General features: G+C 68.6%; 8 protein-coding genes. 2 read left to right on the top strand and 6 right to left on the bottom strand.

The window, feature by feature from the left end; all coding sequences use genetic code 11:
* Window positions 1-30: 30 nt before the first annotated feature.
* The 3 genes from ACIG5A_RS17910 to ACIG5A_RS17900 are packed head-to-tail and all read right to left on the bottom strand — an operon-like array spanning window position 31 to window position 2,175.
* Window positions 31-543 carry a YbaB/EbfC family nucleoid-associated protein gene (locus ACIG5A_RS17910; protein WP_397241307.1) on the bottom strand — a complete coding sequence of 171 codons (513 nt, stop codon included), beginning with the start codon at window positions 541-543 and terminating at the stop codon, window positions 31-33.
* 56 nt (window positions 544-599) lie between these two features.
* Window positions 600-917, bottom strand: coding sequence for a hypothetical protein (locus tag ACIG5A_RS17905; protein WP_397241306.1), 318 nt, complete (start codon window positions 915-917; stop codon window positions 600-602).
* Window positions 918-942: 25 nt separating this feature from the next.
* Window positions 943-2,175, bottom strand: a complete 1,233-nt coding sequence (locus tag ACIG5A_RS17900) for a hypothetical protein (RefSeq protein WP_397241305.1) — start codon at window positions 2,173-2,175, stop codon at window positions 943-945.
* A 241-nt stretch (window positions 2,176-2,416) separates the two neighbouring features.
* On the opposite strand from ACIG5A_RS17900, the gene ACIG5A_RS17895 reads away from it, so the two are divergent.
* Window positions 2,417-3,070 carry a response regulator transcription factor gene (locus ACIG5A_RS17895; RefSeq protein WP_397241304.1) on the top strand — a complete coding sequence of 218 codons (654 nt, stop codon included), beginning with the start codon at window positions 2,417-2,419 and terminating at the stop codon, window positions 3,068-3,070.
* A gap of 22 nt (window positions 3,071-3,092) precedes the next feature.
* Here ACIG5A_RS17895 and ACIG5A_RS17890 read toward each other — a convergent pair whose 3' ends face one another.
* On the bottom strand, window positions 3,093-4,757 hold the full coding sequence (locus ACIG5A_RS17890) for a hypothetical protein (RefSeq protein WP_397241303.1): 1,665 nt from the start codon (window positions 4,755-4,757) through the stop codon (window positions 3,093-3,095).
* Between the two features lie 145 nt (window positions 4,758-4,902).
* Between ACIG5A_RS17890 and ACIG5A_RS17885 the strand changes: the two genes are divergently transcribed.
* Window positions 4,903-5,634, top strand: coding sequence for a contact-dependent growth inhibition system immunity protein (locus tag ACIG5A_RS17885; RefSeq protein WP_397241302.1), 732 nt, complete (start codon window positions 4,903-4,905; stop codon window positions 5,632-5,634).
* A gap of 10 nt (window positions 5,635-5,644) precedes the next feature.
* On the opposite strand, the gene ACIG5A_RS17880 is transcribed toward ACIG5A_RS17885, so the two are convergent.
* Both ACIG5A_RS17880 and ACIG5A_RS17875 read right to left on the bottom strand, forming a co-directional pair.
* A complete protein-coding gene (locus ACIG5A_RS17880; RefSeq protein WP_397241301.1) occupies window positions 5,645-6,604 on the bottom strand; it encodes an alpha/beta hydrolase in 960 nt (319 codons plus the stop codon).
* A gap of 98 nt (window positions 6,605-6,702) precedes the next feature.
* Window positions 6,703-23,295, bottom strand: a complete 16,593-nt coding sequence (locus tag ACIG5A_RS17875; RefSeq protein WP_397241300.1) for a hypothetical protein — start codon at window positions 23,293-23,295, stop codon at window positions 6,703-6,705.
* Window positions 23,296-23,307: the final 12 nt, after the last annotated feature.

The raw sequence follows: 23,307 nt of genomic DNA, 5'->3' as shown, positions 1-23,307 counted from the left end.
CAGCAGACAGCCATCACGCGCAGACTCTGACTACCAACCGGTTTCGGCCACGCCGGAGCGCTTCGGCTCGGCCCGCTGCTCGACACGATCGAATTCCATCGATGTGTCCTCGGTGCTGTCCCTGCGGGACCGGGCGCCGGGCGGCGCGAGCGAGACCTCCGGCGGCTCGGGCAGCAGATCCTCGGGTTCGGGCATCCCGGGGACGATGTCGGAGAACTTCGGCAGGCGCAGCCGTGCGTCCGATTCCTGCAGCGACGCGATGATCTCCCTGGTCTTGCGCTCCACCTGAGCGGCCGCGTCCTGCGCCGCGGTAGTGACCGCGGCCGCGATCTCTTCATAGGTGAGATCGCGGACTTCCGGGGAGAATCGGGTCTGAATGACGACACCACGGGCATTGACGACGACGGTGACCCGCTTACCGGCCGCGGTGGCGGTGCCGGTCATCTGGGCCTGCTTGCGCTGCGCGTCCATCATCGACTTCACGCTGGACTGCAGCGATTCCATCGCGTCCAGGAAGCGCGCCTTCGTCATGTCGTCGGCCACCGAAACTCTCCTAACTCACCCCCACCCGCATAGATCCCCTGCCGACCGACCGGCGGCTAAACGCTCTGGTCGTTCTCGTTCTGGTGCTCCATCCCCGTCAGCTCGACACCGGCATTGCTCGCCATGACCGCGCGATTGCGCACCCGGATGATGGCGTTGCTCAACAGCACCTCACCGTTGGATACCGAGTTGTAGAAGCCGTGCTCCCCCAGGGCGACGTTGCGGCCGGGTTCGTCGCTCCCTTCGACGCCCTTGTAGCTCGCCGACAACCCCTTCATCTTCGCGTGCAGCATGTCGAACTTCCGGGCGACCTTTTCCATCGCGTCCCTGACCTCGTCCAGCTTCTCCGGTGTTACCTCGACGCCGTCCGCCATGTCGAACCTCCTCGAAAACGTTCAACTACAACGCGATTCGATGATCGCATATATACCGACTGGCCGGTACTTTAGATGATTCGGCCGATTGCCCGGCGCCGTTCTCCGCGATGACCAGCTTCGCGGCGGACAACTCGCGCAGCGCGCCGCCGATATCGTGGCCCGCACCGAAGGCTTCCAACACCAGCGGACGGGTCACCCTTCCACGCTCGGCGGCCGTCAGCAGCCGCGTCACCGCGACCCGCCCGACCAGATCCGGCTCGCCCGTGAGCAGCTGCACCACCGTCTCGACCACGCTGCTCGCCGTCCAGATCGGCGGCAGCGCGGCACCGCATTGCTGCACCTCCGGCGATTCCCCGCTGTACCAATAGGTTCCGTCCCACCAGAAGCAGAACGAGAGCAGGCCGACCGCGGCGCGCGGGTTCAATACCGCGTTGGTCACCCAATCCGGGGCTCCGGCATAGAGATTCGGCAGATCGACGCCGCCGTTGTATGCCGCGTTGAGCGCCGGTGCGTTCCACACGCCACCCGAGAGCACCGCGCGACCGTCCGGCAGCAGGTACAGCGAGGAGCCGCTGCTTCCGTTGCGCGCGCTCTCGAACCAGCCGGTCGACGGCACGATCCGCGGACCCGGCTCCGCGCCGGCCGCGGCGCAGGCCGCCGCGAGCACTGCCCAGCGCGCCCACAGCCGTGGCAGCGACGGAAAGTTCTCGTCGACCACGGTGAGGCCGATGCCGCCGCGGCCACCGCGACCCGCGCGTGCCGACACCGCGGCCCGGCGCGCGGTGCGCGACTGCCTGCCATCGTGATGCATGTAGGCGGCCAGCCACACCGGCACCCGCGGACGCGGGTAGGCCGCGAGATCCGCGCGATAAGCCTCCGGCCGGAACAGGTGCTCGCCGGGAAAGGGCTCGTCGCCGTAGTCGTATTCGACCTCGACCTCGCCGGATGCGCCGACCTGCAGCACCAGTCGCCACCACGGACCCGCCCCGGTCCAGATGGCATGCGCGCGCTGCTCGCGGGCCAGTTCGAGCACCGGCTCCGGCGCGGCGACGCGCACCTGCCGATCGGCGACGGTGTAGACGATGTGCGCGGCTTCGGCGGCGACCGTGATCGCGAACTCCGCCCGCAGTTCCCGCCAGCCCGCGGGACCGAGCTCCGCGAGTTCCCCGGCGAGGCTATCGATCAGCGATCCGGGACGCGTCACGACCGCGAGTTCGTCAGCACCGGTGGCGCTTTCGAATGTCGCATCGTTCATCGCATGTTCCCGTTCTTGTCGACGGAGAGACCCCGCACAGGCTATGTCCAGATCCTGACATGTGATGCGCCACTCGCGCTGGCCGGTGGCCGGGGAATTGCTCAAGGGACTGTTAAGAATTCGAGCCGCTGGTCAAAGGTGGTTCACGTGACGTAAGACCTGGGGTAGGCGGACACACGCTCTCAGTGAACATATCGCCATTGAGCACGCATCGAACCTTGCGGTTTGCAAGGATCGGCGCGTGCGTGTTGCGGTTGTCGAAGACGATGAGGGAGTTGGTGAGGCGCTTGTCGCCGCGCTCACGACGCGGGGATACCTGGTCGACCGCAAACGCAGAGGCGCCGATCTGCTCGCCTCGCACCGCGAATACGACGCGGTGATCCTCGATCTCGGGCTACCCGATATGGACGGGCTGGAGGTGCTGCGCCTGCTCCGCGAGGTCAGTTCGGTGCCGGTGCTGATCCTGACCGCGCGGGCGGGTGAGCGGTCAGTGGTCAATGGGCTGCGCAGCGGCGCGGACGACTACCTGGTGAAGCCTCCGCGCATCGCGGAGCTGGTCGCGCGGTTGGAGACGGTGACCCGGCGGATGATGCCCGCCGTGCCCGCGCAGACCGTTGTCACCAGGGATGTCCGCGTCGATCTGGTGGCCAGGCAGGTCGAGGTCGGCGGCGTGGCGATCACCCTCACCCCCACCGAATTCCACCTGGTCCGGATACTGGTGGAGCAATCGGGCTCCGCGGTCAGCCGTCAGCAGCTCATGGACCGCATCTGGGGTGACTCGTCCACATCGGTGTCGCGCGCGCTCGACGTGCACATGGCGGGTCTGCGCGCCAAACTCGATCGCCAGGGACTGATCACCACCATCCGCGGCTTCGGCTACCGGTGGGAGATGTGAACCAGCCCGCGATCGGGCCGGGTCACACCGCCACCGACCGATTGCGTTCCTGGAAGCGCAGTTCGAAATCGGCGATGTACACCGAAGGCGCCACCGACGACGAAGACTGTTCCAGCACACCGTCATCGCCGACATAGAAGAGCGCGCGGCCGATCGCGATCTCGCCCGGCTCGGTCGGCGGGTAAACCATCCAGCCGACGCTGAACCGGTCGGCGGTCAGGTTTTCCAGTGGGTAGTTGCCGGTGTCGATGCCTTGTTCGAGGACGTGCTCGCGCACCTGGGCGATCGCGTCGTCCGCCGGAATCGGTTCGGGCAGTACCATCGTCACGCCGGCCAGCGTGAGTTGATAGAAGGCACTGTCGATGTCGTAGGTGTCATCGTCACCGAATACGCCGCGCAACGTGTCCCGGGTGACGACGCCGACCTCGGCCGCCGATACCAGGGTGGCGACCGCTTGCCGTTCCTCGTCGGTCGGGTTTTCGGAGAGCACACTCGAGATCACGTCGACCACTGTCTCGGTGGTCCAGACGCCGGGCACGGCGTCACTGAGCAGATCCGAGGTCGGCGACTCACCGCGATACCACCGGCCGCGCTCCCACCAGTAGCAGAACGACAGCAGCCCGTTCGCCGCACGGGGATTCAGCACGGAATTGGCCACCCACTCCGGCGCGCCCGCGAACAGCGCGGGCATCGGTGCGCCACCGTTGTAGCTCGCGGCCAGCTCCGGTGCGTTCCACACCCCGCCGGAGAGCACCGCGCGACCACCAGGCAGCGCGTACAACGTCGAGCCGCTGCGCTTGGACCCCTCGAACCAGTTCAGCGCGGGCAGCACCCTTGGGCCCCACTGTGATTCGGCGGCGACGAACACGGCCGAGATCACCGCCCAGCGCGCGGCCATCACCGGGAACGGCGGAAATTCGGTGTCCGACAGCACCGGCCGCACCCCGGCCGCCCGATCCGCGCGCGCCTCGGCGGCCGCGAGCTGCGGTGGGCGCGACTGCCGGTCGCCGTGACCGATGTAGGCGGCGAGCCACACCGGCAGCGTCTGGCGCGGATACGCCTCCAGGTCGGCGCGGTAGACCTCGGCGGGGAACAGCTGGTCGTCCGGGAACGGCTCGTCACCGTAGTCGTAGTCGACGTCTATCGCGCCCGCGCTGGTCAGGCTCAGCAACAGGCGCCACCACGGGCCGTCGCTGAGTTGCGCTGAGGCGTCGCGATGTTCGCGGACGAGTTCGAGTATCTCGGGCGGCGGCTGCAGGCGAAGCGAACGCTGCTCGTCGTCCGCGTAGACGATCGCACCCCATTCGGCGGCCGTGGTCAGCGCGAAGACCGCCTCCAATCGCTTCCAGCCCTCGGGCCCGATGGCCGCCAATTCCCGTGCGATGCGATGGCTGAGCTCTTTGGCCCGCTCGGCGACGTCGACCGTCGGCTCCTCGGCAAGCAGGCTGAAGCCGACATCCGGCTCGACCTCGTTCGCCGCGAATGCCTGCATGAATTGCTGCATGAAATCGGCTTCGGCGCCGAGGGTCGGGGCTGGATCGCCCGCTTCCGCCGGCGTATCCGCCTCGGCGGGTTCGGGTTCGGGTTCGGGTTCGGGTTCGGCCGTCGCCGTTGCGGTGGGCTGATCGGGCTCGGCAGCCGATTCGTCCTCGGCCCGGTCGCCGGATTCGTCGCCTGGTCTGGTCACTTCGCCGCAATCTCCTCACCTGTGCACCGACACGCGGCGCCGAGCTGATTTACCGCCCCATCCTGACACAGCTGCCGACCGGACGGCCGATGAACAAAATGGTGCAAACGGCGTTGACGCAGGAGCGCGCGGCACGATATTCGCCATGTGCGTTCCCAGTGACGAACAGCTGATCCTCCGCTTGATCCAGGCCTTCTCCGTCGCGGTGGAACGCGGTCTCCCCCACGAGATCGCCGCCCTGATGTGCGCCGACGAGGCCGAAGCGTTTCTGGACGATATCGCCGACCTCGACGGCGACGAACCCGTCGACCCGATCGAGGAACCCGCCATCGCGGTCGCGCTTGTGCGAGTCTTCGGTGACCTTGCCATGGCGTATGTCACCCATCCCGGCGGCGTCGAGGGGCAGCTCTTCTTCCGGCGCGAGGAGCGGCGGTGGACGGTCTGTGCCGATGCCGAGGACGAACTGTCACTGGAACAGCTGGAAGACAACGTCTGGCCCGCGGTGCCCGCCGAGGTGAGCGGGCTGGTGTGGACCGTGCATGAACTGCGCCGCAAGCCGTGCGGCAGTCTGAGCATCGAGGATCTGCGGCTGCTGTTGCGACAGGGTGAAGGCGTCGGCGTGCTGCTGCCGAGGGCGTCGAACCAGCTCCAGTGGAATCCGCTGGCCGAGGGCGACTTCTTTCCCGGTGATCTGCTCGTCGCGACATTGCAACTGGGACGGGAACATTGGGCGCGAGATCCGGTGTCGCTGACCCGCATTCGGATCGCCATCGACAGGCTCGCCGAACTGGGTGACCTGACCACGCACGGCGCGCCCCACCACCAGATCTGGTCGGAGATCAGCCGGTTCCAACAGCTGGATTCCACACGGCGATAACGCTTTTCGGTTAGGCAGATCGCATGGCCGAACCGTGCGCGATATCGTCGACGAAGCGCTCCACGCAGGTCAGCGCGGACTTCGCCTCCGGCAGGAAGCGGTGGCCGACCTGGAAAACGTGGAACATGCCAGGAGATATCTGGACCTCACAGCGGCCGCCGGCGGCGCGCTGTGCCCGGCCGTAGTGCTCGGCATCGGCGCTGAGCATTTCGCTACCGCCCGCCTGGAGCAGCATCGGCGGCAGATCGGGACCGACCCCGCCGAGGACATTCAGCCGCGGGTCGTCGAAATGCTTTGTGCCGGTGTAGAGACCGGTCATCTTGGTGGCGAGGCCGAGCGACATGAAGGCATCCCACACCTGTTCGCCGCGCGCGGCGGCAAGGCTCCAGGTGGCATCGACCAGTGGCGAGAACGCGACGACTCCCCTCGGCTGCGGCAGTTTCAGCGCACGCAGCTGACCGCAGAGGCCGAGCGCCATGTGGCCGCCCGCCGAATCGCCCATCACCACAATGTCTTCGGCGGCGTGGCCCTGCTCGAGCAGCCAGCGATAGCCGTTGAGTGCGTCGACATGCGCTGCGGGGAAACGGTATTCCGGAGCGAGCCGGTAGCGCAGCGTGAAAGCCGGGCGCTCCAGCCTGCGCGACAGCTCCGACACCAGGCCGCGGTGGGTGGCCGGGCTACAGCCGACATAGCCGCTGCCGTGCAGGTAGTAGATCAACGGTGTACCTGGCCGTGGCGGCTCGCCGACCCACTCCCCCGCCGTGCGCCCCCGTGGACCGCGCTCGTCGACGAGATGATGCGGCAGCTTCTCGTCCATCCAGATCTGGCAGGACGCGGCCAATCCGAGCCGGGCCGCGGCGACACCGAGCCGATTCGCGGGCAGCAGCGTACCGAGCGGGCGCAATGTCGCGTTCAGCGCGAGAATCGCACCGCGACTGGGTAGGGAAACACTGTGATCACCGTTGACCATCCCTCGATTGAAACAACCCGGCACGGGCGCTTGCAATAGCAAGCATTTGGTTTCGTCGCACAGCACAACGGGGCGGGGTTCGCATTGGGCCAACTGCGCTAACCGGCGAAGATCCGCATGCGCCGTTCGGGATCGGCGAGAACGTCACGGATCAGCAGACCGAGATCGATATCGGGGGTCACGAAGCGATAGCGGGCATCACACAGCAGGGTGCCGCCGGCAGTCAGCTGGAAGCGGGCCACCTTGTCGTCGACCAGCTCCCACTCGGCGCCGACATACGGTGCATCTAGGTCGATCACCTGATCGCCCGCGCGCATCATCAAGTGGACACCATCGCGATAGAACACCACCGGCAGATCACCCAGTTCGCCGTAGACACCACCTGTCCTGCCGACACCGAGCGGCACGCCCTCCAGCCTCCCCGTCGCCGGATCGAACGTGGCGAGCTCGCCGAATCCGGTATGCGAGCGCACGACAATGCCTGCGGCACTTCGTGTTCCGTAACCGGGCTGAGCATTCCCACTCGACGCGGATGCCCGGGGGAAGGACTGGGACCTGCGCGCGGGCGTGGTCTGCGATGCCATCGGCGGAATCGGCGGCATCGCTTGCGCGCCACTGCCGTTGGGCCCTGTCAACGACGACACCGGTTGGTCGCCAGACTGCGGTGAGCGAAGCCATGGCGCATGTGAATCACCGGATGTCCCTTGCCCGTCGGTGTCGGACCCGCCGGTTGCGCTTGCCGGCTCGAGCGCGTGCGCAGACTCGGGCGGTCGGGGAGACTCGGGCGGGCTCGAAGACTCAGGCACGGTTGCGGACTCGGGCGAGTCAGGCAGCTCTGGCCTGCTCGGTGGCCGAGGTGCGTCCGGCGGCTCATAGCGCGCCGGAGAAACCGGAACCTCCCGTGCGCTGGGCGCTTCGGGCCTTTCGGGTGATGTGACGCGGCCCTGAGACTCCGGGCGGTCCTGCGACGCGGACCGCTGCGGCGGCTCGAACGAGGTCGGCGACTCCGGTGGCCCGGCGAATCTCGGCAGGTGCGACATCGGAACCCCCGGTGCTCTCGGCACCCCCGGCAGCTCGGGTCGGCCCGGTGGCTCGGGGAGATTCGGCAGCTCGGGTACCCCGAACGGTTCGGGCAGCCTCGGCGGCTTCGGAAGTCCCGGCAACTCCGGAAGCCCCGGCGTGCCGGGCGGCCACGGAGTGCTCGGAAACCCTGGGAGTTTCGGCAGCTCAGGGGGTTTCGGAATCGCGGGCGGTTGCGGAAGCTCGGGCAGCTCAGGCACCTTCGGCGGCACCGGCGGCTGCGGCACTACCGGCTGCGTCGGCTGCGTCGGCTGCGTCGGCTGCGTCGGCTGCGTCGGCTGCGGCCAGGGTTGCGGAATTCGCGGCGGGTCGACCGCGATATCCGGCAGTTCGGGGTCGTAGTCGTGCGGCGGATGCGGAAGGTGCGACCGCAGCACCGCACCCGACAACGGCGGCCGCCGCCCTTCGTCCGCGCCGGACTCCGGCCGGTCGGGCGGTGTCGTCCCAGCGTCCCCACGATCACCATCCGGACGCCAAGCACTTCCAGCCGGTTCCTGTGCCCGTTCACCGTCCGATTGCGTCGCACCTTCCTGAGTCGAGCCATCGTCCCCCAGGTTCGGGCGTACCTCTCCCTCGGACGGCGTTGGGCCCTCGCCCAGGACGCGATACGTCTCCCCGTCACCCGACTTCGGATCTGCTCCGCGCTGGAGCGGTATCGACGTCCTCGACGCACCATCTCGACCACCCTGCGGGCGCGTCTCCTCGACCGAGGCCGCGTCTCCAGCGTCACCGCCCTCCGAGCGCGGCTCGACCTGCGGCGTAGCGGACCTCGCCAGCTCGGCGTCAGCGCCTGGCTCCGCCTCCTCGCCTTGGTCGGGCGGCGCGATCCGCCCCAGCTCACCCGATTCGACCTCTGCCCCTGACCGCTGCGCCACCGGCAGCGCATCCTCCTTCCACGGCATCAACCCAAGCGTCGGCTCCTCCGAATCACCACCTGGCACCGGCGGTTTCGTCAGTGGTCTGTCCGAACCACCACCAGAACCCGAAGGTTTCGACTCAGCCAACTTCTGCCGAGCCTCCTCGGTACGACGCTCCATCTCCCGCGACGCTTCCGCGTAGCGCTCATCGTTACGCCGCTGTGCCGCATCGTGATCGGCCGCGATCTCGCGTCTGGTCTGCTCGTGCCGCTCCGCGCTCCGCTGTTGGATGGCGTCGAAGTCGGCGTCGGTCTGCCGTGCCGATTGGGCGTGCTGTGCGGCGAGATCCCGTCGCAGCGTGTCGAAGTCGGTGGCGATCGGGCGGTCGGCGTCACCAGCGCGCGGGGCCTGATCCTGTCGAACTGCTTGGTCGGCGGAGTCGATCGGCCGGACCTGTGAGTCGTCCGCACCCAACGACCGGTTCCTGGACGAGCGCTCCTGCGCTTCGGCCCCCGGCCCTTCGGGTGGACGGCCTGCACCTTCGGGCGTTCGGGACGTGCCGTCGCGCAGCGAAAGAGTGTCGCCAGGTCGGCTTCGGTGCTGCGGGTTCGGGGTTGGCGGGACCTCGGAGGTGCCGTGGGCAGGCGATGTAGCGTCCGGGGGTACCACTGTTGCCCGCAGCAGCCAGTGGTCGCCGCCCAAGTTACGAACCGCGTCGACCCGGTAGTGCAGGTCGCGGCCTAGCAGCATCTCAGCAAAGCCGATTCCGAACGGGGACAGGGCATCTCCGGTGAACAGGGCCGCCGTGCCCCTGGGGACAACCAGCTCCATTTGGAAGACGAGCCCGGCCATCGACGGGAACTCGCCGAGCAGCACCGCCGGATAGCCCGGCAGGCGGCCGGTCGTTCCCGGTGTCGCCTGCGCCGGATCGAACAGCGGCACGTCGCGAGCGAAGGTCACCATGACCGTCTCGGGGAGCGGATTGCGGCTGAGCACGTCGTCGATGACGGCGACGATCCTCGCCAGTTCCGGTGTGAGCGGCTGCTCTCCGCGCAGCGCGGCATCGACCAGCGGTGCCATGGACTCCGCACCGGTGCGCTGCCCCGCCATGTAGTCGCGCAGTACCTGCTGCTCGTCCTCGGTCAACCCGCGCAGAACTTCATCCCAAACCTGGTGCGCGTACCGGGTTCTGTCCTCCATCGAGACGAACTTCTCGGGACCGTCGCGCAGGAACCGAACCCGCTCCTCCGGATCACCTCCCGCCCGGGGCTGCTCGGCCGTCGGCACCTCATCAGCACTCGGCGCCAACTCCACCGTGATCTCACGGGGCAATTCGACCGTTGGCCCCTCGGAACCGACCGGCTTCCGCGAGTCGACCGCACCGTCTTCTCCGCTGATGGGCGGCGGCAACTGAACCGTCGGCTCCTCGGAACCGAACGGCTTCCGCGGATTCGCGCCGGTGTCCTCCCCGGTGATGGGCGGAGGCAATTGGACCGTTGGGTCCTCGGAGCCCGGAGGTTTGGCGGGTGGGGGCAGTTCGACGGTTGCTTCGCTGTCCGGGTGTTTGGGAAGTTCGACGGTGGGGGTGTCGGGGTCGGAGTGCGGGCGTGGACCTTCCAGTTGGCCGCGAGGTGGGGCGGGAGGGAGGGCGAGATCGGAGGTGACCGGCCGTGGGGCGTAGGGGATCTTGGCGCGCCAGTCGGTGAGCGGGGGGCGTTTGGCGTTCCAGTCGAAGCCGAGTTTGACGGCGTACTGGTTGGCGTCGTGCCAGGTGCGAGTCGGGTTGGCACGCAGATGATTCGACTCGACCAGGGCGTCTTGGACGAGCAGGATGTCGGCGGGGAGCAACTTGCCCTCGGGCAGCGGCTCGCCGCCCATCAGGCGGTTCCATGCCTCGGCGACATCGGCCACCGCGTCGAGCGGCATCCGGCGCAGCGTGCCGTCGTACGGGTCCTCCACCAGGTACCGCTCGCGCATCAGATGGTCTTTGACCTGTGCGATCTGCTCGCGGGTGAACGGAATGTCGTTGTCGGCGAGCCGATCGGTGAGCATCTTGGTCGCGGCGCCGCGGTCCGCGGTGCTCGGCAGTTGCATCCTGTCCCGGACGTCGGACACCAACTTCGCTGCGTCACCGGGCTTTTCATCGCGAAGCCGCCCCGTCAGCTCGCCGGTGACCGCATCGGTGTCGCCGCGAATGATCCGGTCGACGAGTTCGGCCGCGCGCACCTTGCCCGCTGCGCCCTTGGCATCAGGATGTGCGGCAAGGTGATCGGTGATCCTGTCGATATCGCTGTCGTCGCCGCGGAACCGGCGGTACTCGGTATCGGCCCAGCGCTGCACCTCGGCCCATTTGTCCTGCTGCCGAAGCTGGCGCTGAGTGAAGCCCGCATCGATCTCACCGCGATCGTGCACATGATCGGTTCGGTTGTATTCGCGGACCATCGGCTGGATATCAGGCCGCTTGGCGCGGAACCACGGGTGTCCCTTGAATCCCGGACTGATCCGGCCGGGATGCTCCTTATCGCTGAACCAGGTGAAGCCGAACAGCTTCGCGGGCTCCAGCGTGAGCCGCATGAAGTTGTAGAACAGCCCGGGATAGGGGCCTTCGAACGTGGGTATGCCCGGATCCGCCGGATCCCCACCGGGAATCCGCGGCAGCAGTTCCTCGTCGATCGCCCCGGGGGGCGTATCGATGAACGGATCGACCACCGATGCTTGGAACGGGTCGGTGGCCCAACCACTCACGCCCTCGGGCAGATCGCGTGGCTTGAATTCGCCCGGTACCGCGGGCCCGTCGCGGTTGGTGCGCCAGCTCGACCGTTCGGGATTCACCGCATGCCAGGCGCCGTCGCCGTCTTGCCAACGGACCATATGCATTCCGCGCTCGCCGATCGGCCCGGGAGCGGTCAGGTACTCGCGCCGCGGCGCCGTCATGGGCTCGATCCGGACCGGCTGGCCGCGGTCCGCGACGATCCGGTGGTACTCGATCCGCGCCTCCGGCCGAGTGATCGCCTGCGCCACAGCGGGATTGCGCCGGATCGCCTCCTGTAGCGCCGCATCGTGCGCCGCCCTCGGATGCTCCAGCGTGCCACGCGGCGCGACCACGATGATGCGCGGCCGCTCCCCTTCGACCAACCCGACCCGATCGCCGACCTGCCGCACGTCCGCGCCGTGCAACAGCGGATGCGCGGCACCGGCGAGCTCGGCCATGCGGTCCTGGATCCGATGAATCCTGTTCTCCGCCTGATTGACCCGATCGGCGGCCTCGTGCAGCAACCGCAGCTGGCGCTCGTCGGGACGCACCGGCCGGTCCGCCGCGTCGCGCAGCGCTGGTTCGAGCCGATCGGGTCCGAGATCGTCGGTATCGACGTGCAATCGCTGCGCCAGATCGTCACGCATCAACCGCCACGGTTTGGCGGCGAGCACCTCGTTGGCGCGTTCGCGGGCCAATCGATCCAGTTCGGCGCGCACCTCATCCGACAGCGGCGTGTGCCCCTCCGGGCCCCCGAGTGCGGCGATTCGCCGATCCAGTTCGGCCAGCGCCTGATCCGCCTCGTTGAACCGCTCGGCGGCGTCTTGCAGCTTGAACACCTGATCTCGGCGGTGCGCGAGCTCATCGCGGCCGACCGGTTCATGGGTCTGGGTCGCCGCCTCGTCACCGGTGCCGCCCACCGCACGCGTGCCGACGACGCCGTCTTCCAACGCCTCCAGCGTCCTGGTGAGATTGCCTTGGTTCAGCGCCTCATCGGCATCGCGGAACGGCAGCCGCTCAGTGTCGAAGCGGGAGAACCGATCGTCGCGCTTGGCGCGCCAGAACTCCCGTTCCGCCGCAAGTTCCGCGCGATCCCTGGCCAACGCCGCGGGAGTGTCCTGTTCCCCCTCGTGTACCGAGGGCAGGTGCTCGCCTGTCGATGCTTGATCCTCCTCGCGCACTGCAGGTTCCGACGCTTCGGTGGAATCGCGGCGGACGACCTCCCCCTCCTGCCCGCCTTCGCCAGTCCTCGCCGACGACTCCAGCGGCCGGGTCCGCGCAGCATCGTACTCACCGTTCTGCGTCGGCTCACGGGGTGGTGCCAGCGTGTCGGGCCAGCCAGGAGGTCTCGATTCGGCGAGCAGCTGCCTGGATTCCTCGGCGCTGCGCTCGATCTCGCGGAGCACCTCCGCGTAGCGCTCCTCGTTGCGCCGCTGCGCCGCCTCGAAATCGGCCTGGGACTGGCGCAGGATCTGCTCGTGCCGCTCCGCGCTGCGCCTGCGGATGGCATCGAATTCCGCGTCGGTCCGCCGTGTCGATTCGGCGTGGCGCTCCGCGATGTCCTGTCGCAGTGCGTCGAAGTCGGTGGCGATCGGACGATCGGGGTTTCCGGCGCGCGGGGTGTGATCCGGTCGACCGGCCGGGTCGGCGGGGCCATTCGGCTGGTTCGGGTCCTGTGGCGGCAGTGGGCCTTCCGGACCGAAATCGGTGCGCCGATGGGTGATTCGGCCGTCGTCACCGTAGGTGATCTCGACGTGCCATACCACCACATCCGGGCGCGCGAGTAGCGGGCGCAGCTGCGGATGATCGGCCGCGAGCTGGGCGCGAACATCACCGGGCGTATTCCAGCCGACCACAACGATGCGCGGCGGCTCGCCATCGACGATCCCGACGCCGTCGTGGTCGTCCAGTCGGTGCGCGCCCTCGACCGCGACAGCCTCGCGTTCCATCGCCCGCGATACCGCATGGTCCAGGATCTCCAGGTTGGACTCGGCCTCATTGAAGCGAATTGCCGCGTCCCGCAATGCCTGAACGCGCTCCTGATGACCGGCTTGCTCATCGACCCGCATGGTCTGGGTCGCCAACCGCTCGATCGTTCCGTCCAGTGCCCGCTCGATGAGCTCGCTCTCGTCGACCCGCAGACCACGCATGGCCTCCGCGCGCTCAGCCCGAGCCGCATCCAATTCCCGGACCGCTGCGGCATTCTCGGAAGCGAGTCGGTTGGTCACCCGGCGCGCCAAGTCCGCGTCGACTCCAGGACGATCCGTCGATCCGGCAGGATCGTGATGCGGTGTTCCGCCCGCTCCGGCGCTCTCCGAGCCGCCGTTCCCGTCGGAGGGATCCGGAACAGCATTGCGCGCGGGCGGATCCGACGGCGGTTTACCCGAACCGCTCCCGGCCGCACCCTTTTCGGGGCCGGGCTCCGACTCGCCGGGGACAGACGACTGGGTCGGCTGCTCCTTCGACCGGGCATTCCCCGGGTCGACCACTTCTTGGGACCCCTCCGGGATCTTCTTCGCGGCGCCGCCCGATGTCGGCTTGTTCGGATCGGACGGGTTCAGCGGGCGCGGGCCGCCGCTCTCCTCGGGCGGGGGTATGCCGGGGTCGTCGCCGAGTCGGCGGGGCGGTTCGGCCGGGGGCAGGTGTTCTGGATCCGGTGTGCCGTAGAGCTCTTTCAGCAGGGCGTCGAGTTTCCGGATCTGCCCGGCGCGCCTGCGGATCTCGTCGCGAATCTTGGCGTGCTCCTTGGCCAGATCCTCCGCGCTGAGACCTTCGTGCTTTTCGATCTTGCCGTCGCGGTAGGCCTCGTAGATCTTGCGGAATTGCGCGTCGTCGGCTCCGGAGATGTCGACACCGATCAGGCGCGCCCAGTCGCGGTTCGGCTCGGGGCGCCACCCCTGCCTCGGCTCGTCGCGGGTCCACGCGCCGTTGCCGGACGGCCGGTTGGGATGCTCGGCCAAGGTACGCCCGAAATCGAGCGGGTCTCCGGACGGCACTGCGTCACCGATGATTTCGCGCAGGAAATGGATGGCGTCGCGGTCGTGGATCCGGGGTTCGCCCGCGATCCGCGGATCGTTGGTCAGATCTCCCCGCGCCACCTCGGAATACGGATCCGCCTTGATCAAGCCCTCCGCGTACCGCGTGAACGCCTTCTGGAGTTCGTCGCGCGCACCGGCCCGTTCCAGCTTCGCCGCGATTCTGCGCAACTTCTTCGCATCCAGCGCGTTCTTGTCGATCGGGTGCTCGATCTTGCCGCTCTCGGGGTCGACCTTCGTCTTCTCCGGGTGCACACCGTCGAACTTGACCTCGTGCTGCTTCGCGAGTTCCTCGAGCCGCTTCACCAACCGGTTGCGCGCGTCATCGGCCGCACCGGAATCGATGGCGCGCACCTGCTTGTCGTAGTTGGCCAGATCCTTGATCTGCTGCGCGCGCAACGCATTTCGATGCTTGGGGTTGGTGAGCTCCTTGCCGATCAGCTCCGGAGTCAGCTTCTCCTCCGGTATACGCAGCCGCGCCGCCAGCTGGCTGCGCGCCTTGCCGACATCGTGGAACGACTCGATGTCGTTCATCGAGCGCGCGAAATCGACCAGGGCTTCGAGTTGCCCGGCGCGAAGAGCATTGTCCAGCTTCAAATCTCGGATCAGCTCCGCGAATCGATCCTGGTGCAGTGCGTCGGGCGCCACATTCCCCATGTCGCGCACCAGATCAACCAGCTCGCGCAGGACTTCGGCCCTCGGCCGCGGCGCCGATGGGGCTGCCTCACCACCGGGCGCATCCACGTGCGGCGTCTCGGCGGGCGTCGCCACCGGGTGCCACTCACCGTCGCTGCCGCGCAGCAGGGTCACCTTCAGCTCACGACCATTGACCGTCTCGGTCTGGTGACGCACCTCCGGTGTCTCGATCGGATCGAGATGGATGCGGCCCGAACGATCTTCGCGCGCCACCCGGAAATCGACCTCGACATCACCGCGATTCACCGCCCTGGCGAGTGCCGGATCGCCCGCGAGCGCCGAGGCCAGCGCCTCCGCGCGCGAGCGCGGACCGTCGACCACGATCAACCGATCCGGCTGCCCCGCACCGACCGGGATGCGCACGACCTGATCACCGTGCGGCGTACCGATCGGCGTCTGGTCACCGCCATCGGGATACAACCGCGTGCCCGCGGCGTCGGCGAACTCGCGAAGACGTTCGGCGCGCGCCGCATTCGCCTCGCGCAAACCATTCAGGGCATCCTCGAAATGGCCCGCGGCCAGCGCGTCGAGCACGCGCGGGGTCAGCTTGTTCAGATCGATGCCGAACATCTGCGCCCAGTTGGACAATTCGTCGCGCAATTGATCACGCCGCAGCGCGTGTTCGAAGAAGGCACGCCGTCCCTGGTCGCGGCCCAGTTCGCTGTCCGGATGGATATCACCCCATTCCTTCAGCGGATCCGCGCCATTGCCGACCGGAATGTATTTCTGCACACCGGGATCGCCGTCGAAAGCCCGGTTGATCTCCTGAAGGAAGCGGCCCATCGGGTTTTCATCGAAGAAGCTGACTTCACTGCCGTACGGCACCGGACGACCGGTCGGATCAGGTTCACCGCGCCGGATCTTCGGTGTCGCGTCCTGGTCCTCGTCATCGTCATCGTCATAGAAGAGGTCGTCGTCCTCCTCGTCGCGGCGATGAGCTTGCGGCTCCTCGAGTTCCGGCTTGGTCTCGGGCCCGTCGAGCTCAGTGCGGCGCGTGCCCAGGTCTTCGTGGACGAACGGCCTCGACCGTTCCTCGTTGACCCGTCGGGCGGCATCGGCGAGACCTTCGATCGCCGCCGCCTCGCGCAGCGTCCGCTGCTCCTGCTCGTCGATGACCCGGCGCACGGTCAGCGGATCTTCATCGGGCAGATGGAAGCCGAGCCGGTCCGCCATATCCGTCAGCGACTCGCCCTCCGGCGGCGGACCATCCAGCTCCGGATGTGGCTGCGCCGCATGCGGTTCCTGCTCGAGCCCCCTGGCCTCCTCATCGCTGACGAGGCCGAGGCGCTCCATATCGTCGATGATCCGCTGGCGCTGAGCGGGATCCGCGACGGCGAGGGTGTCCTCGAGTACCGCTCTGGCCTCTTCGGGGCTGATCCGCCGCACCTCGAACAGATCGGTGATGGTCTGCCGCACCAGGTCCGGGTCGGCGTCGCTGACCCAGAACCGGTATTCGGAACCGTCCGGCGTGCGCGGCACCACATAGTCACCGACGGAGTCGGGTACCCGGCCGGACAACTTGCCGAAGATCGGCAGATGCTCCCGGTTCTTCCAGACCGTCGCCCCTTCCTTCAGGATTCGGGCGACGTTCGGCGCTTTGTCCGACGAATCGGGCGGCGCATCGATGTGCGGCGTATTCGATGGCGGATGCGCGGGCGGCGGTGGCACATGGTTGAACAGGTCGGGCGCGTGCGCGGCGCCGTCGCGCAGCGCGGTCTGCCCGCGCCCGTCCTCGCCCGAACCGGACGGATACTTCGGGTAGTCGCCGATGTAGCCGCGCACCCGCAGCGCATCCCGGATCCGCTCCCACACGCGACCCATTCGAGACGGCTTGTGCGGCTCCACTTCTCCGGCTCCACCGGGGCGAATCTGCGGTCCGTCGCCCGCGATACCGACAACCCGCCAGCCATTCGCGCCATCCGGCTCGATGATCAACGGCACCCGCTCACCGTCGACATCGATGTCTACCCGCCAGGTGCCATCCGGCCGCAGCACCGGATCGAGTTCGGCGGGCGGTAGCGGCAGCATCGACGACTCGGCGGGATCGCGCGGGACCGGCAATGCCGAATCCCTCGACTGCTCCTGTGTCTTCGAACGCGCAGACTCGGGCTGCGTGGTCGACGGTTCGGGGGTACCCGCTGGTTGCCGCGTATCCGCGTCGGATTCCCTAGGTGGCGACGTATCTTGCCGCGCCGCCTCCTCGGTCCGCGACCGCGAACCTGCCTCCGAGGGCGGCACCTCGGACTTCGCATCCGCGATGGCGGGGCGTCGCACCTCCTCCGTGTGTGGGACGCTCTCCGGCTTCGCGGCTCCCCGCGCTGTATCGGCGGGGCCGGTCGGCGGGGCCGGTTCCTGGTGCGGCAGCGCACCATCCGGACCGAAATCGGTGCGGCGGTGCACGATTCGGCCATCATCGCCGTAGGTGATCTCCAGGTGGCTGACCACGACCTCGGGCCGGTGCAGCAGCGGGCCGAGGCCGGGGTGCTCGGCGGCGAGTTGTGCCCGGACATCACCGGGGGTGTTCCAGCCGACCACGACGAGCCGCGGCGGATCGCCGTCGACGATGCCGATACCGTCGTCGGTGCGGCGCGCGCCCTCCGCGGCCAGCGCCTCGCGCTCCATCGCCTGCGCGAGCACCTCATCGAGATACGCCAGCTTGGCCTCGGCCTCGTCGACACGTCGCGCCACTTCGTGCAGCGCGGCCTCGTCGACAGTCAGCCCACGCATTGCCTCGGCGCGCGCCTGGCGCGCGGCGTCCAGTTCATCTGCTGCCGTGGCATTCTCGGCCGCGAGCCGGTTGGTCTCTCGCCGCGCGAGATCGGCATCCACCCGCGGACCAGGCCCGTCGGGCTCCGGCGAATCACCAGTAAGCGCCGGAGGTTTCGATGGTGGCTCTCCCGAACCACCGTCGGCAGCACCCAACTCGGGCTCGGCCGCCGGTTCACTGTCACCGGGCAACGTCGGCTTGGGCGGCAACTCGGCTTCACCCGAGGGCTCCGGCTTCGGCGGCAACTTGCGCTCGCCCGAATCCTCCGCGCGTGCCGGAGGTGTCGATGGCGGCCGCTTCGAGTCACCGCCATCGGAAGCAGGCGGTGGCGCATCCCCTTGTCGTGAATGGTCCTCGCGTACAACCGGGTTCGACGGCTCCGCAGGACGCGTGCCGGAGCGTGTTTCCGCGCCGGACGATGCAGGAGCGGACTCGGACGGCCACAGCTTCACATCCACCGGCTGCGCCCGATAGATGTATTTGCCCGTGCTCGAATGGCCCGCCTCGGCCTCCTCCATCAGCAGCCGGTGCAGTGCCTTCGCGGGGGCGGATGCGTTGTCCCCGTACCGTTCTACCTCGCGGTACGCATCCGCGAGCGCCTCACCCGGGTCCAGCCTGTCGCCGTTGAAGCTGTACTCGGTGAGCTGATCGGTCCAGGCCCGGAATCCCTCTTCGGTCGGATTCTCCGTGGTAGCCAGGTATTCCGCTCGCAGAGCCTCGAGCACTCGTCGCTGTGCGCGCCCCTGTCCGGCGTATTCCAGCACATGCCCGAGTTCGTGCACGATGACCTCGTATACAGGCCGCTCCGCACCGACGACTCTGGTTCCGTCGCGACTGGTCTTCGAGGCCACCGTATCCTCGGCGTGCCCCCATGCCTGCCCGACGGCCGATTCCGCGAGCATGATGATTGTCGGCCGAACCATGCGAAGGCGTTCGGCCAGTGGGGCATCCGGGCCCACTCGCGGACTGGTGTCGGTGTAGGCGACACCACCCTGCGGATGGTTCGGGCCCGCGGGTTCGATGCGTATCCCGGCCAGGGGCATGCCGGGGAATTTGCGCATCGTGTCATCGATCGCGCGCGCGATCTCGCGCACGACTTCCGGATCGACGCCGCGGAGATGGAAACCCGCCACCTCGATCGAATACCGTCTGGCCAGCTCACGGGCGACTTGCTTGGGGTTGCGCGAGGTCCACTCGTCGACGATGCGCTCCGAGCCCGGCGGCGCCTCTCCCAACGCGCGCGGCTCGCCACCGTCCGTCGCGGCGCCACCATGAAGGCGCTCGGAAATCCACTGCCGCAACCTCTTCCGTGGACGCTCGCCGGATTCCGGGCGAGGATCCTCGTTCGAGGGGGTCGCGCGTTCAGATGGGTCGTCACCGGGTCGCGTCGGCGTGCCGACGCGTGCTTCGAGGTCGGTGAGCCGGTAGCCGTGCTCGTCGAAGGCATCGGGAACGCGCAGGATCAACTCGCGCAGTCGTGGATCCATCGGTCGTACCGGCTTGCCCTCGGCGTCGAACACGATCGCGTAGTGCCGCGCGACTTCCCGCGGGACGAGCGGCGGAAAGTCGTGCACCGAACCGGTACTCGGGTCGCGGACGGTGATCCTGCCGCCCTCGTTGACCAGTGCGTACGCATGTGCGCCGACACCGTGTTCATCGGCCGCGCCCTTGTACGCGTCGACGACCAGCGCGGTCGCGCCGTCACCGAGTTCGAGCAGCCTCTTGCGAATATCGTTGTGGCCGTCGAACTCACGCATGTGACCGCCCGCGGCCGCCTGCACTTCGGCCGCGGACATACCGTCCAGCCCGACGCGCCGTGTCGGCAGGAGTATCCCGTCGTTGCCGGTGATGCTGCGCAGCAGCCGCAACGTCAGCTCCGCGCATCGGCCCCGGTTGCGTTCACCCAACGGCCGCTGCACATCGTCGGTGCGGTGCGCGGCGTCGCCACGATCACGCGTCGACTCCGCGTCCCGCCGTTGGCTTTCCCCCGCACTGTCACGACGCGTGACCGGGCCTTCATCCCCGCCGACCGTCCGCGTGGATCGCGCCGCGGCGCCATCGTTGGCCGGTGGCACGAAAGCGGCGTCGGGTGATTGCGCTGCGCGACGCCGTGGCTGAACGGCCTCACCACCACGGTTCGCTCGAGCGCCAGCATCCGAATCAACCGCCAACCGCTGATCCGCAGGCCGACGCTCAGGCATCCTGCTGTTGTGCTGCCCGGAATCCGCGTGCACCCCATCGGAATTCACCGGCCGACGTTGCCCGTCGCCCTCCCCGGCGCGCTGCCCCTCCGACTGCGGGACCGCCCGCACCGGCCGCTCCACATCCGGGCGCGGACGAGTGCCGTCGCCGCCGGTGTCCCCCGGCCGAGCCGTACGCCCCTCGCCCGCTTGACGCCCATCGGACCGTGACTGAGCAACATCCGGGTGCGGCCGAACCACATCGCCCGGGTCAGCAACACGTCCGTCAGTGGACGGGCGCGCATCCGGCCTGGACCGCTCGGCATCCGGGTGCGGGCGAGCCGCGTCACGAGAGGTGTCACCCGGCCTCGGAGCACGACTGTCATCCGAGAGGCGCGTATCGGACCTGGGCCGCTCGGATTCCGGATGCGGCCGGACGGTGTCTCGGGGAGTATCGCCCGGTCTCGTCTGGGCGGTATCCGGCCGCACGCGCTCGGCATCCGGATATGAGCGGGCTGGCTCCGAAGTCGGCGCGCTGGCGTGCTGGGGTCGATCGGAAGGACGTTCGGTTGCTGCCGGATCGGCGTCGGCGGCGCGAACGACCGAGTCAGCCTGCGGATGCCGTACTTCGCCGGTCCGAGCGGCGGAATCCGGTGAATCTGTGCGTGTGTGCTGCGGCTCGTCGGTGCCACCGGCGCGGACCGCGTCGCGGTGGGGTGAGCTGGTACGAGACTCGGCCGTATCGGGCGCGGGTCGGGTCGCGGGTTCCAGGTTCGCCGCACGGACAGGATCGGCGTTCGGATGCGGTTCGGCGTTGTCGCCGGTCCGCGTGGCGGCGTCCGGTATGCCTGCGCGGGTGTGCTGCGGCTTGTCGGCGGTGCCTGCGCGAGTCGTATCGGTGTGGGGTGGGTTGGCAGCGGTGTCAGCCCCGGATCGCATCTCGGCGGTGTTGCGGTTGTCCGTACCGAGGCGGGGTTCCGGCGTTGCGGTGCGCTGGGCGTCGGGCTTCGATTCCGCGCGCGATGGGTCGGTTCGCGGGGTGTCGGTGGTCCGAGGCCGGGTATCGCCGGGGGCGTCCGGGCGTGGCGTGGATGTGGATGCGCTGTTGCGTGTTTCGGCGGTGGGGCGGGCGTCGGCAGTGCCGTGTGGCGGGGTGGACGCGGTGGTGGGCGGGCCCGCGACCGTCGGCGGGGTCTGCGCGGGTGCGGAATCAGCCAGTGGGCGGGCGCCATTCTCGCCGGGTATTCGGCTGGAATCGCTGTTCAGTGCATCCAGGCGAGTGCCGGGCTCTGGAACGGCGCCTGGGGTATACGCCGGGCGCAGTGTCCCGTGATCGGCGTTCTCGCCAGGCCGGACACCGTCGCGTGTGGCCGCCGCATCGTGCGGTTGAGCTGAATCAGAGTGCGGTGCAGCGGTATCCGTGGCAGCGGTACCCGCGGCGTGCGGGCGAAGACCGTTGTCCGGACCGCCATGTGCCGCCGCGGTGTCCCGCACCGGCGCGGTGTCGCCGCCGCTACTGTCCGCGACAGCATGCGCCGGGCCTTCGGGCGAGGCAGCTCGGGTTGCCGGAGCGGTATCGCCGCCGTCGCCCGCCGGGCTGACATGTGCCTGCTCATCGGCTGCGGCGGTTCGCGTTTGATGCGTATCGCCCGCTGCGAGGTCCGCGGACGAATCGAGTTCGGCCACGGGCGTGCTTTCGGCGCGTGCCGCGGCTTCAGGCGCGATGACATGGGACGGGTCGTCCGGTGCGGCGCCGGCGTGCGGTGTCGCGGTCTCCCCGGTGCGCCCGGCATTGTGATCGGGCGGCGAATCCAGATGCGTATCACGGGTATTCGAGCCACCGGCATTCGTGTCCCTGGCGCTATGGTCGGCGCCACCGGGTGCGTCCGGTTCGCCTGCGCTCCGGGTGCCCGAGTGATCTCCCGCGTTCGACGCGTCACCCGCGCGCGGCGCGGGCGCGGAATCATGGTGCCCAGCACCGGTATTCGCCGAATCGCCGACTCCCCTTCCGGTGCCCGCCGAGTCGCCCCCGCCGCGGCCGTTCGCCGACGCATCTCCGGCACGACTGTGCGGCTGGTCGGTGCCGCGGCTCCCCGCGGCGGTGTCCCCTGCCCCGCGCACACCGCCGCCGGGACCGTCGCCCCGGCCCGACGGGCCCGAGCCGGTCGCGGGTGGCGCGCCGTTTCGAGCCATGCTGTCGCCGGAAGTCGATGCCGGAGCACCGTTTCGAACCATCGCGTCGGAGCCGGTGCGCGCGGGGGCGGTATCCGGTGGCTGATAGCCGATACGCGGCCCCGCGGGCTCCGTCGCGCGGTACCAGTCGGGATGGCGATTGTGATAGAAGTGGTCGGCCCGGCCCCGGCTGAAGCCCGATGCCGCGCCGTTCGTCGCGCCCGCGCTGATCATGCGCCAGTCGAAGTCGACGTTCGTCTTGTCGGCGCCCTTCTTGAAATCCCAGTTCCCGTTGCCCTGATAGGAATTGACGCCGAACTGATAGCCGACCGCGGCCGCGTACCCACCCGTCGCGCCCACCGTGCCCGCGACCAGGCCGGTGATCGCGCCGTTCGTCCCCGGCCCGAACCGCGGTACCCGCGGCCCGTCGCCGACCTTCTTGGTCAGGCTCTTGCCGATCAGATGCCCAGCGCCACTGCCTGTTAGCGCGCCGACCGCCGAGCTGACCGCCGTGGTCGCCAGCTGAGTCGTGTCGACATTCTTCCGGTGTTTCGCCTCTACCTGATACTTCTGGATCGCCCAGTCCTGCCCGGTGCCGATGGCGGTATCGATCGCGATATGGCGCACCAGGAAGTTCGCGAGCTTCTTCCCGAGCACCTTGCTGAGCAGGCTGACGATCCGGTTCATCAATCGCTGGGCGATCAGCCGGACCGTGGCTCTGGTGCCGATGATGGCCAGCGCTTCCTCCGCGGGCGCGGTCGGCGGGAAGAGCCAGAAGATCGCGATCTCGGCCACCAGGATGGCGATCGAGGTGATCACCATGATCTGGGCGTATTCGATTTCGGTGCCGACACCATCGGCCGCGTCGGCCAGCGACTCGAAGTCCTTGATCAGCAACTCGAGCGACTGCTCACCGCCCTTGCCGTAGACGGCGAGGTCCTTGATCATCGCGTCGACGCCCTCGCCCTGCGGATACGCGTTGCGCGTCGCGGTCTTCGCGGCCTCGATATCGTCGAGGATCTTCTTCAGTTCACCCGCGGCGGTGCGCCAATCGCCCGCCAGCGCCCACATACCGTCCGGATCGCCCTCGGGGTACTCCGAACCGGCGACGACCTCCAGCATCCACTGGAGCGCCCCGGGGATATCAACCATCAGAGATCAGCG

Source organism: Nocardia sp. NPDC052566 (assembly GCF_044547285.1).
Lineage (GTDB): Bacteria > Actinomycetota > Actinomycetes > Mycobacteriales > Mycobacteriaceae > Nocardia.
The sequence above is the reverse complement of the archived record's forward strand: the minus strand, read 5'-3'. Positions and strand labels throughout refer to the sequence as shown.

Excerpts from the sequence above, each read along its gene's own strand:
- ACIG5A_RS17875 (WP_397241300.1), bottom strand. The coding sequence starts at position 23,295 with ATGGTTGATATCCCCGGGGCGCTCCAGTGGATGCTGGAGGTCGTCGCC.
- ACIG5A_RS17880 (WP_397241301.1), bottom strand. The coding sequence starts at position 6,604 with ATGGTCAACGGTGATCACAGTGTTTCCCTACCCAGTCGCGGTGCGATT.
- ACIG5A_RS17905 (WP_397241306.1), bottom strand. The coding sequence starts at position 917 with ATGGCGGACGGCGTCGAGGTAACACCGGAGAAGCTGGACGAGGTCAGG.
- ACIG5A_RS17885 (WP_397241302.1), top strand. The coding sequence starts at position 4,903 with ATGTGCGTTCCCAGTGACGAACAGCTGATCCTCCGCTTGATCCAGGCC.
- ACIG5A_RS17900 (WP_397241305.1), bottom strand. The coding sequence starts at position 2,175 with ATGAACGATGCGACATTCGAAAGCGCCACCGGTGCTGACGAACTCGCG.